12 protein-coding genes are annotated in these 12,749 nt (G+C 73.8%); 3 read left to right on the forward strand and 9 right to left on the reverse strand.

What is annotated here, in order from left to right; genetic code table 11:
- Nucleotides 1-131 precede the first annotated feature (131 nt).
- The 9 genes from ACZ5OX_RS08550 to ACZ5OX_RS08590 all read right to left on the reverse strand — a co-directional run bounded on the left by ACZ5OX_RS08550 (nt 132) and on the right by ACZ5OX_RS08590 (nt 9,951).
- Complete coding sequence (locus tag ACZ5OX_RS08550) at nt 132-2,348, reverse strand: MMPL family transporter (RefSeq protein WP_465629275.1); 2,217 nt, start codon at nt 2,346-2,348, stop codon at nt 132-134.
- A gap of 159 nt (nt 2,349-2,507) precedes the next feature.
- The gene (locus ACZ5OX_RS08555) at nt 2,508-3,275 is read right to left on the reverse strand and encodes a 4'-phosphopantetheinyl transferase family protein (RefSeq protein ID WP_465629276.1); all 768 of its coding nucleotides are present in this window, start codon (nt 3,273-3,275) and stop codon (nt 2,508-2,510) included.
- Nucleotides 3,269-4,396 carry an acyl-CoA dehydrogenase family protein gene (locus tag ACZ5OX_RS08560; protein ID WP_465629277.1) on the reverse strand — a complete coding sequence of 376 codons (1,128 nt, stop codon included), beginning with the start codon at nt 4,394-4,396 and terminating at the stop codon, nt 3,269-3,271. The genes ACZ5OX_RS08555 and ACZ5OX_RS08560 overlap by 7 nt, the downstream gene beginning before the upstream one ends.
- On the reverse strand, nt 4,393-5,028 hold the full coding sequence (locus ACZ5OX_RS08565) for a hypothetical protein (protein ID WP_465629278.1): 636 nt from the start codon (nt 5,026-5,028) through the stop codon (nt 4,393-4,395). The genes ACZ5OX_RS08560 and ACZ5OX_RS08565 overlap by 4 nt, the downstream gene beginning before the upstream one ends.
- Nucleotides 5,025-5,879: a hypothetical protein gene (locus ACZ5OX_RS08570; protein WP_465629279.1), complete on the reverse strand. Its 855-nt coding sequence runs from the start codon at nt 5,877-5,879 to the stop codon at nt 5,025-5,027. Before ACZ5OX_RS08570 ends, ACZ5OX_RS08565 begins: the two co-directional genes overlap by 4 nt.
- Before the next feature lie 35 nt (nt 5,880-5,914).
- Nucleotides 5,915-6,199 (reverse strand): acyl carrier protein, encoded by a 285-nt coding sequence (locus ACZ5OX_RS08575; protein WP_392868078.1) that lies wholly within the window; start codon nt 6,197-6,199, stop codon nt 5,915-5,917.
- Nucleotides 6,196-7,497: a type III PLP-dependent enzyme gene (locus tag ACZ5OX_RS08580; RefSeq protein WP_465629280.1), complete on the reverse strand. Its 1,302-nt coding sequence runs from the start codon at nt 7,495-7,497 to the stop codon at nt 6,196-6,198. The genes ACZ5OX_RS08575 and ACZ5OX_RS08580 overlap by 4 nt, the downstream gene beginning before the upstream one ends.
- The gene (locus ACZ5OX_RS08585; protein ID WP_465629281.1) at nt 7,494-8,891 is read right to left on the reverse strand and encodes a preATP grasp domain-containing protein; all 1,398 of its coding nucleotides are present in this window, start codon (nt 8,889-8,891) and stop codon (nt 7,494-7,496) included. Before ACZ5OX_RS08585 ends, ACZ5OX_RS08580 begins: the two co-directional genes overlap by 4 nt.
- Nucleotides 8,892-9,018: 127 nt before the next feature.
- Entirely contained in the window at nt 9,019-9,951 is a 933-nt protein-coding gene (locus ACZ5OX_RS08590) for a 3-oxoacyl-[acyl-carrier-protein] synthase III C-terminal domain-containing protein (RefSeq protein ID WP_465629282.1), read from the reverse strand.
- Between the two features lie 112 nt (nt 9,952-10,063).
- Here ACZ5OX_RS08590 and ACZ5OX_RS08595 point away from each other — a divergent pair, with 112 nt between their 5' ends.
- The 3 genes from ACZ5OX_RS08595 (at nt 10,064) to ACZ5OX_RS08605 (ending at nt 12,536) form a co-directional block, all read left to right on the forward strand.
- Nucleotides 10,064-10,522, forward strand: coding sequence for a MaoC family dehydratase (locus tag ACZ5OX_RS08595; RefSeq protein WP_465629283.1), 459 nt, complete (start codon nt 10,064-10,066; stop codon nt 10,520-10,522).
- 92 nt (nt 10,523-10,614) lie between these two features.
- Nucleotides 10,615-11,928, forward strand: coding sequence for a sensor histidine kinase (locus ACZ5OX_RS08600; RefSeq protein ID WP_465629284.1), 1,314 nt, complete (start codon nt 10,615-10,617; stop codon nt 11,926-11,928).
- Nucleotides 11,892-12,536, forward strand: a complete 645-nt coding sequence (locus tag ACZ5OX_RS08605) for a LuxR C-terminal-related transcriptional regulator (protein WP_392868065.1) — start codon at nt 11,892-11,894, stop codon at nt 12,534-12,536. Before ACZ5OX_RS08600 ends, ACZ5OX_RS08605 begins: the two co-directional genes overlap by 37 nt.
- The last annotated feature ends 213 nt before the right edge of the window (nt 12,537-12,749 follow it).

The following is a 12,749-nucleotide window of genomic DNA, read 5'->3' on the forward strand; positions in this document are numbered from 1 at the left end:
GGGCTGCCCCCCCCCCCCCCCCCACGCACCCCCCCCCCCCCCCCCCACCCCCCCCCACCCCCCCCCCCCCCCCCCCCCCCCCCCGCCGCCCCCCCCCCCCCCCCCCCCCCCCCCCCCCCCCACGCGAGGTTTCACACCGATTCCCCCGCGGTCGCCAGGGCGGAGGCGCCGACCGGCTCGCCGTCTCCCGCGACCGGGCCGGCCGGGGCCCCGGGCCGCCGCCCCAGCCGGGCCGGCCACCAGACCCACCGGCCCAGCAGGGCGATCACCGAGGGCAGCACCACGATCCGGATCAGCGTCGCGTCCAGCAGCACGGCGCAGGCCATGCCCACGCCCAGCTGCTTCATCTCGATGAAGGTCAGCGAGGCGAACAGGGCGAACACCGAGATCATCACCAGGGCGGCGCCGGTGACCACGCCCGCGGAGCGGGTGATGCCCTGCTCGACGGCCGCCCGGACGGACAGCCCGGAGGCGGCCGCCTCACGGATCCGGCCGACGACGAACACGTGGTAGTCCATCGACAGCCCTAGCAGGATGACGAACAGGGTGAGCGGCAGCCAGGCCACCACCTTGCCCGTGGACTGGAAGTGCAGCAGCCCGTCGGCCCAGGTGTGCTGGAAGACCAGCTCCAGCACGCCGAACGAGGCCGCCGCGGAGAGCACGTTGAGCACGACCGTCACCACGGCCAGCACGATCGACCGGAACGCCAGCGCCGTGACCACGAAGGTCAGGGCCAGGGCGAAGCCCAGGACCCACGGCATCTTGTCCACCACCTGGGCCCGGTAGTCCACGTCGTAGGCCACGTCGCTGCCGCCGACCGCCCACTTCACGCCGGGCACCTGCCCCACCGTGGCGGGCACGAGGTCGTTCCGCAGCCGGCTGAGGGACTCCCTGGCCTCCGCGGAACCGCTGCTGAGGCGGGTGCCGATGCCGACGGAGGCGTACTGGCCGCCGTGCGAGGTGATGATCTCGGGGGCGGGGGTGGAGGTGAACAGCGGGTCCTGGCCGGTGCGTTGCACCAGGGTCTCGAGCGCGGTGCGGAGCTGCCCGACGCCGGCCTCCGGCACCTGGGCCACCACCAGCTGGGTGTCGGACTGGATCGGGAAGAACTGCGTCAGCCGCGCCTCGGCCTGCATGGCGGGCATGCTCCGGGGCAGGTCGTCCACGCCCGTCGCCTTCAGCTTCAGGTTGAGGGCGGGAGCCGCCAGCGCCAGCAGCGCCACGGCGGACAGCAGCAGACTGATCAGCGGGTGCCGCAGCGCCGGCCGGAGCAGCGCCGACCACACCCTGCCGCGGTCCCCGCGGCCCTGCAGCCGCCAGATCAGCGGCACCCGCGGCCGCTCCAGCGCCCTGCCGAACAGCACCAGCAGGGCCGGCAGCACGGTGAGCGAGGCGGACATCGCGATGGCCACCACCAGGATGCTGCCGGTCGCCATCGCCGTGAAGGCCAGGTTCCCGCCCAGGTAGAGCGCCGCCATGGAGAGCATCACGACGGTGCCGGAGACCACCACGGAGTGGCCGGAGGTGGCGGCGGCCAGCTCCACGGAGTCGACCTTGCCCAGGCCCCGCGCGCGCTCCTCACGGAAGCGCTTGAGGTAGAAGAGCGAGTAGTCCACGCCCACGGCCATGCCCATCAGCACGATGAGTTCGCTCACCGCACCGGGGTCCGGGACGAGTTGGGAGGCGGCGCCCCACAGGCCGAGGCCGGCCAGCACCGCGGACAGGCCGAGCACCACGGGGACGCCGGCCGCGACGATGGCGCCGCAGACGAACATCATCACCAGCAGGGTGATCGGCAGGCTCAGCACGGTCGCCTGCTGCACCTGCTCGCCCAGCATCGTGTTGAGGGCGGCCCGGACGGTGTCGGGGCCGACCAGTTCGACCCGCACCGCGGGATTGTCGCGCTGCGCGGCCCGCACCGCGTCGACCAGCGGCTGCACCCGGTCCGGAGCGGTGTCCTGGTCGCCGGTCATGACCACCGGCACCAGCAGCGCCTGCCCGTTCGAGGCCGGCACCTGCTCACCCGTCGAGGCCACGTCGGGCAGGCCCTTGAGCCGGCTCGCCGCGTCCGTGGCGGCACGGTCGGCGGCCTGCCGGTCGAGCTCACCGTGGAGGGCGGTCACCAGCAGCGCCTCGGTCGGAGGCTGCGCCAGACCACCGCTCTTGGCGATCGCGGTGGCCTGCGCGGACTGCCCGATCGAGAGGTCCGTGTTGGTGGCGACCTTCGTTCCGGTGCTGCCGCCGACGGCCAGCGCGACCACCACGAAGACGACCCAGATCACCAGCGCCCACCACGGGTGGGTCGCACTCCACCGCGCCGACCTCGTCAGCACATTTCGCTTTCCCACGTCCCTCTCCTCATTCTCGCGGACTCCCGCGAAGAGATCTGCGTCCAGAAGTGATCCGCACCCAGGCGGTGGAGAAGCAGAACGGGACCAGGTGCTCCACGTGCCGGCCGTTCGGTGTCCCGGCTTCCGCCTTCGTGTCACCACGCTATCGACGGACCGTCATGTGATCGCGGGGGAAAGTTCCCTGATGGTGGTGGACTTTTCTCCCCCACCGTCGCCGGCCGGCGGCCGCCAGCATCGGGACGCGACCCGGAACGGCCCTGGTCCTGACAGGGCCACGGCGCCGGCGTAACCCGGCGCGGGGGTCAGGTCCGCGACGCGCCAGGGGCCGGCCAGGGCCCCGCCGCGGCCGTGGACCGTCAGCGGGCCGGGGCCGCGCACCCCCAGACCGAGGCCCTGGCCGAGCCGACCGCCCTCCGCCTTGACGCAGGCCTCCTTGCGCGTCCACAGGCGGGCGAAGACCGCCGCCCGGCCGTCCGGCCCGCGGCCCGCCGGAGCGGCCGCCACCGACCTGAACTCGCCCGGCGGGAAGCAGCGTTCGGCGATCCGGGTGGCGAAGGACGCGTCGGCCAGCCGTTCCACGTCCACTCCGACGGGCCGCTGCGCCAGCGCCACCAACGCGATCCCGTGCGAGTGCGACAGGCTGACGAACAGCCCGTTGCCGTGGGCGAGTTCGGGCTTCCCGTTCGGCCCCCTGGTGAACCGCAGGGCTTCCGGCGGGCGGCCGACCCGCGCGCCCACGACGGTGCGCAGCGCCGCGTGCGCGGTGACGAAGCGGGACCTGCGGAGCGGGTCCGGCAGCCGACGGGCGCGGGCGCGCTCCTCGTCGTCGAGGAGCGCGCCGAGAGCGGACGGGACAGGGCCCGGTGCCGTGCCCAGGGGCACCGTCCACACCTCCACGTCCTCGGGGACGGGCGGCGTCAGCACGCTTCGGCTCGTCCCACCCGGCCGGTGTGCAGGCCCTGGAACAGGTTGAGCCGCTGCATGGTGCCGGTGCCCTCCATGAACTCCACGCCCCGGGCGTCGCGGGCGTACTTGTCCAGCAGCGGATGCTCCAGGCGGGCCGCCGGGCCGAAGAAGGAGAGCGCCGACAGGGTGGCGTCCTCCGCGAGTTCGCAGGCCCGGGCCTTCGCGGCCGAGGCGAGGTGGCCGTCCGCCGGGCGCCGGTCCACGGCGACGGCGGCGCGGTGGGTGAGCAGCCGGGTCGCGTGGATCCGCTGGCCCAGCTCCTCGAACAGCGTCAGCTCCGTGCCCCGCAACTCCCGTCGGTGCTCGGCCACGTAGTCGTGTGCGGCACCCGCGATCCCGAGGGCGATGGCGGCCACACTGGGCCGGAGCCGGTTGAAGACCGCGAGTACGCCCCACATGCCGCGGCGGGTCGGCGGCAGATGACGTCCCAGCACCCGGTCCGCCGGGACGCGCACGCCGTCCAGCGCGATCGCCCCCAGCCGGACGCCGCGCAGGCCGAGGGTCGGCAGCGGTTCGGCCGTCCAACCGGGGTCGGCGGTGTCCACCAGGACGGCGCTCACCCCGAGCCGGTCGGCGCCGGCGACCCGGGCGAAGACCGCCGCGACCGACGCCCGGGTGGCGTTGCCGACGTAGCGCTTGGCGCCGTCGAGCCGGAAGGACCCGTCGCCCAGGGGGGTGAGCGAGGTGCTCATCTCGCCGATGGCCGAGCCGCGTTCGGGCTCGGTGAGGGCGAAGCAGGTCCAGGTCGGCCCCTGGGTGAGCCGGTCGCGGAACCAGTCCTGCTGCTCCGGACTGCCCAGCACGTCCACCAGCACACCGGTCATCGACGGACCGGGTGACGCCAGCATCAGGGCGGCGTCGCCGCGGGCGAGCTCCTCGACCAGCACCGCCCGTTCCAGGGTGTCGCCGGAGTCCGCCGACCTGACCCGGGCGGCCAGGTGGCGCACGGCCGGCAGGTGGAGCAGGTCGTGGGCGGCCTCCGGGTCGCGGTCCAGCCCCAGGGCCGCCGCACGCAGGTCCCCGGCCCAGCCGCGCGCGAGGTGGCGCAGCTCCTCCAGGTGCGCGGGGAGCCGGGTCATGATTCCTCCGGGGGCGTGGTGGAGCGGGGTTCTCGGTGCACGTCGGCGAGGAGTTCCGAGAGGTGGGCGTCCCATCCGGGGCCGGGGACGGTGAAGCCGTGCGCGCCGAGAAGACGCAGCAGCGCCCGGTCGGCCAGGGTGATCAGGTCGTGCAGGCGCCCCATCGCGGCGGCGTCCGGCGGGACGTCGGACTCGGAGAGCACGCACTCCGCCTCCAGCTGCTCCATCAGCACGTCGGCCAGGGCGCCCTGGACCAGCTGCTTCATCAGGAGGGGGGTGCCGTCGGTGGTGCGCTTCGCGAGCCTGGCGACGACCGCGTCCCGGAGGCCCTCCGACGCGCCGAGCCGCACCCACACCAGTCCGGTCTGCCACTCCACCGAGGCCCCGGCTCCGGCGGCCGTGGGTTCGGCGGCCACGGGTTCGGCGGCCACGGCGACGAGGCCCGGACCTTCCCGGCCCCCCGGCAGCGGCACGGCGTCGGCCGGGACGAGGGCGTGGCCGCCGGGGCCCCGGGGCGGGGCGTCCGGGGACAGCGCCGTGTTCAGTCCGCGCACGGCCTCGACGATGCCTTCGCGGCGGGCACGGGCGCGGCACTCCCGCCAGCAGCGGTTGACGTCGACCGGCGCCGTCATCGGACTCCGCCCTCTCCGGCCGGCAGCTCCAGGGTGCAGTGGGCCAGGCGGTCCAGTTCGTGGTCGTAGTCGGCGACCACCGCCCGCCCGCCCGGCGCCTCCCGCAGTGCCGCCCAGACCCCGGTGCACGGCAGCCCCGGCTCCGCGTCGCGGCGCCGGGTGCCGGGGGACGGCGCAAGTCCGGGGCCGGCGGCCAGCCCGGTGCCCGCCGCGAGCAGGGCGGCCCCCGAGAGGTCCGAGCGCAGCCCGGGCAGCGCCTGGTCGGCGCGGCCCTGTCCCGTTCCGGCGACGGGCGCGGCCCCGCCGTCCCAGGCGAGCAGCAGTGCCACCGCCGAGTCGTGCTCGGCGGCGTACTGGCCGGACGCGGGCCCGGGGTACGGCTGCGAGCTCTGGTCGACGACGACCAGCAGCAGCCGGCTCCAGTGCGAGCGGCGGGCGTACTCGACGGCGATCCGCAGCGCCGTGAACGGGGCCAGCACCCCCTGGTCGGAGACCGCGAAGCAGAGCGGCTCCCCGGGCAGCCGGTGCTGCAGCAGCGACGCGGTGAGCGTGGTGTGCTCGAAGTCCGGTGTCGTGTAGGCGAGTACGGCCACCTGCGGCGCCTCGGCCGGTGCGAGCGGACCGAGCGCGTCGAGGGCTCCCGCGGCCAGCTGGGGCGTCGGCCGCAGCGGGGAGTCCGTGAACCCCTCGCGCAGCACCCGCGTCCCGTACAGCTCGGCCGTCCGCCGGTGCACCTCCTGGACCGCGGGACGTGGCGCGCCGCGGAGTCCCCCGTGGTCGGTGGGCCGGTACCAGCCCGCCCGCAGCAGGCGTGGGACCGTGCCCGCGACCGCGTCGGCGGTGGCGGGCACGGTTGGGGAAAGCGGCGCGGTGGCGCGGAACACGGCTACGAGCCCGCCTCGTTCACGACGAAGTCCACCAGGGTGCCCACCGTCGCGAAGTCGCCCATGTCCAGGCTCTCCACGTCGAACTGCAGGCCGAGTTCGTCCTCGATGACGATGAGCATCTCCAGGGCGCTGCTGGAGTCCAGGCCGAGGTCGTCGAAGATCCGGGCCTCCTCACCGATCTCCGCGGTGTCCTGGTTGAGCACCTGTGCCAGGGCCTCGCGCACGGCGGCGAGGCAGGCCGCCCGCTTCTCCGGGGCGGACACGGCTGCGATGTCGTTGGTCATTGGTCCCTCTCCGGGGTCGATCCCGCGGTGTCCGCGGGCAGGTGGAGGTGCTGGCGCGCGAGCATCGACTCGGTGTCGTCGCGTTCCCGGACCAGGTGCGGCCGCCCTCCGAGCATCAGCACCTCGGCCGGATAGCCGTGGCTGAGGAAGTGCACGGGGGAGGCGGTCGGGCCGTACGCGCCGGACCGTTCCACGCCCAGCAGGTCGCCGGGGCGCAGTTCGGGCAGCGACACCTTCTTGCCCAGCAGGTCGTTGGGCGTGCACAGCGGGCCGGTGATGTTCCACGGGCCGCCGTCCGGTTCGTCGAGCTTCTGGAGCGCCGTGATGGGGAAGTTGCGCTTGACGAACGAGCCGATGCCGACCGCCGCCATGTGGTGGTTGGTGCCGCCGTCGGCGACCGCGAAGCGCTCGCCCATGGAGCTCTTGGTGTAGCGGACCCGCACCACGTAGGTTCCGTGCACCGCGACGAGGTAGCGGCCCAGCTCCATGATCAGCCGGGTGCCGGGATGCCGGTCGGCGAAGTCCGAGACCAGCGGGTTGAGCAGTTCGGCCAGCACCGCCGGGTCGGGGTCCTGCTCGTTGTCGAAGTAGGCCACCCCCAGGCCCCCGCCGATGTCCACCAGCTCCAGCGGGAAGCCCAGCTTGGCGGACAGCAGCTCGGCCAGTTCGAAGATGCGGCGGGCGTTGTCCGCGACGACGGCGGGGTCCAGGATGCGGGTGCCGAGGTAGACCTGCACGCCGTGCACCCGGACCGCACCGCAGCGGTCCAGCACCTCCTGCGCGGAGAGCAGCTGCCCCTCGTCGATGCCGAACTGCCGGGGCTTGCCGCCCATGGTCAGGCCCGAGCCCTTGACGGTGAACTCCGGATTGACCCGCAGCACCACGGGGGCCAGGACACCGCGCTCCCGGGCCAGTCCGTCGATCAGCTCCAGCTCGTCCAGCGACTCGCAGACGATGGCGGCGACGCCCTCGTCCAGGCAGGCGGCGAGCTCCGCCCGGCTCTTGCCCGGGCCGAGGAAGAGGATGTCGTGCGGCGGGACGCCGGCCCGGAGCGCGGTGACCAGCTCGGTCAGCGAGGAGACCTCCGCGCGGGCGCCGGCGGAGTGCAGCAGCCCGCAGACGGAGATGTTCGGGTTGGCCTTGAGCGAGTAGAAGATCTCCAGCGCCGGATGGAGCAGCGACTTGAGCTCCCGGAACCGGTCCGCGATCCCGTCGCCGTCGTAGAGGTACAGCGGGGTGCCGAACTCCTCGGCCAGGGCGGTGATCCCCACGCCCTGCACAGTGAACTCCCGGCTCATGCCGGACTCCCTTCCACGGTGTGCAGCAGCCCCGCCAGCCGGCGGGACACTTCCTCGTCGAGGGCCGCGGCCGCGTCGTCGTCGCCGGCGACCACCACGCCGTACAGGCGCCCCTCGAACGGCCCCTCGCCGCCCGCCGCGGCGGCGGCGTTGACCGTGGCGAAGTTGTTGACGAACAGCCCGGTGCCGCCGCGCTCCGTCAGCAGCAGCCCGCCGAGCGCGTCCCGCAGCTCGGCGAACGACACCGGCCTGGCGATGCGCAGCGGGTACTGGCGGGCGACGGCGATGCCGTCCGGTGCCATCAGTCCCTCGGTCAGCACGGCCTGGTAGGTCGACATGTTGTGGCGCGCGTTGATCTCGACCACGGGGTAGAGGCCGCCGTCCGGGTCGACCATGGCGTCGATGCCGACGACACCGAACCAGCCGTCGGCGGCCAGCTTCCCGCCCAGCCGCGCCGCCGCCTCCCGCACCTCGCCGTCCTGCGCGGCGGTGAGCCCGGCCGGCATCCGGTGGCCCTTGTGCACGCCGCGCTCGGTCAGCGCCTCCTTGACGAAGTCGAACCGCACCGAGCCGTCGCGGCTCACGGTGAACTGGTAGTTGAGGTCGGCGGTCTTGGCGACCCACTCCTCCAGCACCAGGGCGAGCCGGTCGCCGCCGGCCCGCGCGGCCTGCCCCGCGGCCATCCGCCGCAGCCGCTCCAGCCGCCGCGGGTCGTCGAGCACCACGATGCCCTTGCCGGACACCCCGTAGGCGTCCTTGACCGCGATCCGGCGGCCCTCGGCCAGCCGTCCGCCGGCCCACTCCACCGCCTCCGCCAGTTCCGCCGTCGTCTCGCAGGTGCGGCCGGGGGCCTGGCGCAGCCCCAGCTCGTCGGCCAGCTTCCGGCTGTACACCTTGCTGTTCACGCGCTTGCACAGGGCGGCGGGCGGCGCGGCGAGCCGCAGTGAGGTGCGCGCGGCGAGCCGCTCCTCGGCCTCGGACACGCCGTGTGCGACGACCTGGACGCCGAGCGGTGCCAGCCGCTGCCGCAGCGCGTCCAGCAGGGCGTCGTCGGCCAGTACGTCCTCGGTGACCGCGCGCAGCGGGTCCTGCCGGGCCGGGACGTGCACGGTGGGCGTGCCGATGCCGAGCCCGCGCAACTGGTCGAGGTAGTCCGGATCGGGTGCCGCCTTCAGCACGACGTGGTCCTGTTCGCCGCCCAGCAGCAGGGCGAACTCGTCCATCCGGTTCACCACCGCGCTCCCGGCGTGGGAGGCGACCCGGGGCAGTGCGGGCTCGCCCTCGGCCCAGTTGTTCTCGACCTCGAAGTTGCCGAGGAACAGCAGTGGGGTGTCCGCGGAGCCGGTGACCGCCCGCCCGAGTCGGGAGCGGAAGCCGCTGTCGGTCTCGTCCAAGGCTCGACCTTGCCTTTCTTGCGTGGGTGGACGGCTGTCAGGAGGACTGTCGGTGCCGGAGGGATCGGTGCCGGGGGGATCGGTGCCGGAGGGGGGCGGGGCCGGAGGGGGCGGCGCCGGAGCGCTCTCAGTGCTCGAGGACCATGGCCGCGAAGGTCGCTCCCAGGCCCACGCTGGTCATCACGTAGCGGTCCCCGGCGGCCAACCGGCCGTCCCGGCCGGCCTGTTGCAGGTTGACGAAGGGGTCCGCGCAGAAGCAGTGCCCGGTTCGGGCGACCAGGTCGAGGTACACCCTGGTCATCGGGATGCCGAGCATCCGGCACACCGCCACCCACGAGAGCCGGTTGACGTTGTGCGGCAGCACCAGGGCCACCTCGTCCAGCGTGCACCCGGCCTGGTCGAGGGCGGCGCGCACCACCTCGCACAGCGCCGGTGCGTACAGCGCCTGGAACTCCTTCGCGGCCTCCGGGTCCTCCATCAGGAACTGGTCGTGGAAGCGGCTGTGGGTGCGGGCCGCGTAGCCGAGCAGCCGGTCACCGGTTCCGCTCGCACTCAGCAGCACCGCGGCGGTGGCCTCGCCCATCACCGTGACGCCCGGGATGGACTGCGACTGCCTGGACCCGACCTTCTCGCCGGCCAGGACCAGGGCGAGGGCGTCCGGGTCGCCGTCCGCCGCCAGTAGTGTCCCGGCCATGTCGAGGGCGAGCAGACCGGATGCGCAGGCGTGCTGCGAGACCACGAAACCGGTGGCGTGCCGCAGGCCCAGCTCCTCCAGCAGCGGGGCCGTCGAGGTGTGCGGGTAGGGCATCGGGGACGGCATCGTCCGCGCCTGCAGCACGTAGCGGACGTCGGACTCCCGCCCGCGCAGCTCCGTGAGTGCCGCCACGGCCCGTCGCAGCAGTCGCGTCTCGCCCTCGCCGGGCTCGCGGCAGACCTCCGCAAGGCCGTAGTACCGCTCGTACTGGCGCAGTTGGCCGTCGGACATGCCGACGTCCCGCTGCAGCCGGGCGAGCGGCACCGTGGTGGGGCGGTGGCTGGCAACCGCCGATATCGCCGTCATGGGAACACGTTCCACCGGCCTGCTGACACCGCGCTGACCCCGCGCTGATCCCGCGCTGACCGCCCGCCGCGGACGGTTGCCCCGCCCGGGACGGCCCATGAGGATGTGCGCCGTGACAGCCTTCCCGAATGTCGAAGCGTTCGCCGCCGCCGCCGGCCGGCACCTGGGCCGGAGCGACTGGATCCCGATCAGCCAGGACCTGGTCGACCGGTACGCCTCCGTCGTCGGCGACGAGCAGTGGATCCACACCGACCCCGAGCGCGCCGCCGAGGGCCCCTTCGGGGGGACGGTCGCCCACGGCTACCTGACGCTCGGCCTGCTGACCGCCATGACGGACAGCGTCCTGTCCATCGGCGGGACCCGGCACGTCCTCAACGTGGGTCTGGACTCCGTGCGCTTCCACCGGCCGGTGCGGGTCGGACGGCGGATCAGGGCGGACGCCACCCTGCTGACCGCGAGACGGCTTCCGTCCGGCTGCCTGTTCGGGCTCCGCATGGAGGTCGAGGTGGAGGGTGAGTCCGGTGTGGCCTGTGTGGCCGAAACCCGTTCGCTGGCCGTCCCTTGGCCATAAAGTGGATATTCCTCCCCTGTGGCGGGCGGTAGCCGTTCCAATAATGGAGGGCGGCGCATCAATCAGGGATGCGGAACCCCAGGGGGCACCGGATGAACACCAGGCAGCAGGGCGCATCGATGGCCGCACACACGCCGGCACCCCCGTCGCCGGGCGGTTCGGTCACCGGCCTGCGACGCTCCCTCGTGCTGTTCGGCCTCTCCGTGCGGGCGCTGGTGCTCGGCCTGTGGCTGACCGGCCTGTACGTCTTCCTGCCCGTCGGCCTGGGCGTGTCGCTGCTGCCGGGCACCCAGCGCGCCGTCCGCCGACTGGTCGACCGGCAGCGGGAGTTGGCGGCGCAGTGGTCCGGGGTCTCGGTGCCCGCGCGCTATCCGCCGCTCCCGGACACCCGGCAGGGCCAGGCGCTCCACGCCCTCCTCGTCGCGCGGGACAACCAGGTGTGGCGGGACTGGCGGTTCGTCGTCATCGACCCGCTGCTCGGCGGCGTGATCGCGTTCGTTCCGGCGGCACTGCTGCTCAGCAGCCTGTGGGGCCTGGCGACCGCGGTGTTCGGCGCCCGGCTGTCGCACGACCTGGGCAGCATCTGGTACCTGTTCATCCCGGTCGACGGCCCCGTCACCGCGGTGCTCGCCGGACTGCTGGCCGTCGTGGTCGCGCTGTTCGCGCTGTGGGACGCGCCGCGCACCGCGTCGCGCCACGCCCGGTACCTGTTCCGCGTGCTGGCGCCGGGGGCGGACGAGGCGATGGCCGAGCGCATCGAGCACCTGACCACCACGCGCTCCGACGCGATGGACACCCAGATGGCCGAGATCCGCCGCATCGAGCGCGATCTGCACGACGGCGCCCAGGCCCGCCTGGTCGCGATGGGCATGACCCTCAACGCGGCCGAACGACTGCTCAAGACCAACCCGGACGCGGTGGCGGCCCTGCTCGCCGAGGCCCGCGAGTCCTCGACCAAGGCGCTGGACGAACTGCGGGACCTGGTCCGGGGCATCCACCCGCCGGTGCTGGCCGACCGCGGCCTGGGCGACGCGATCCGCTCCCTCGCCCTGCTCTGCCCGCTGTCCACGGAGGTCAGCATCGACCTGGACGGCCGGCCGGAGCCTCCCGTCGAGTCCGCCGCCTACTTCGCCGTCTCGGAGATCCTCACCAACGCCGCCAAGCACTCCGGTGCCGAGCGCGCCTGGATCGACGTCCGGCACGAGGGCGGCATGCTCCGCATCGACATCACCGATGACGGGCGCGGCGGTGCCGACCCGGCCGGGGGGACCGGACTGCGTGGGATCGAACGCCGACTGGCGGCCTTCGACGGCATCCTGGCCGTCAGCAGCCCGCCGGAAGGACCCACCCTGATCACCATGGAGCTGCCGTGCGAATTGTCCTGGCCGAAGACCACTTCCTCCTGAGGAACGGGTTGGTGCAACTGCTCACCGCCTACGGTCACGAGGTGGTCGAGGCGGTCGACAACGGCCCCATGCTGTTGCGCGCGCTCACCGAGAAGCGTCCGGACGTCGCGGTGGTGGACGTCCGGCTGCCGCCGGGCCTCAGCGACGAGGGGCTGCGCGCGGCGGTGGAGGCCCGCACCCGGATCCCCGACCTGCCGGTGCTACTGCTGTCGCAGTACGTCGAACCGCTCTACGCCCACGAGCTATTGGCCACCGGCTCCTCGGGCGTCGGGTACCTGCTCAAGAGCCGGGTCACCAACGGCGACCAGTTCATCGACGCCGTCGAGCGGGTGGCCGCGGGCGGCACGGCGATGGACCCGGAGGTCATCCAGCAACTGCTCACCCGCAAGGTGCGCGACGAGCGCCTGACCGCGCTCTCCGCGCGCGAGCGGGAGGTGCTGGAGTGCCTGGCGCAGGGCCGCTCGAACGCCGGGACGGCGGAGGAGCTCTACATCTCCGAGAAGGCGGTGGCCAAGCACATCGGCAACATCTTCACCAAGCTCGGCCTGCCGCCCTCGGAGACCGACAACCGCCGGGTCCTGGCCGTCCTCGCCTACCTCGACCACTGAGCCAGGATCCACCGGACCGGTTTCCCGGGTGATCCTCTTCGGCTCGTCGGGATCCGGGAGTCGACCGCCGGGGGGCTCGGGGAGAGGGGGCTTTCCGGGCGGGCGGGGGCGGGCGGGCGGTCGGGCGAGGCCCGGGTCGGACGGCATCCGACCCGGGCCGTTCGCTGTTCCCCCGGGCCGTCCGCTGTTGCCCTGGGCTGTCCGCTGTTCCCC

Source organism: Kitasatospora sp. NPDC032121 (assembly GCF_055580145.1).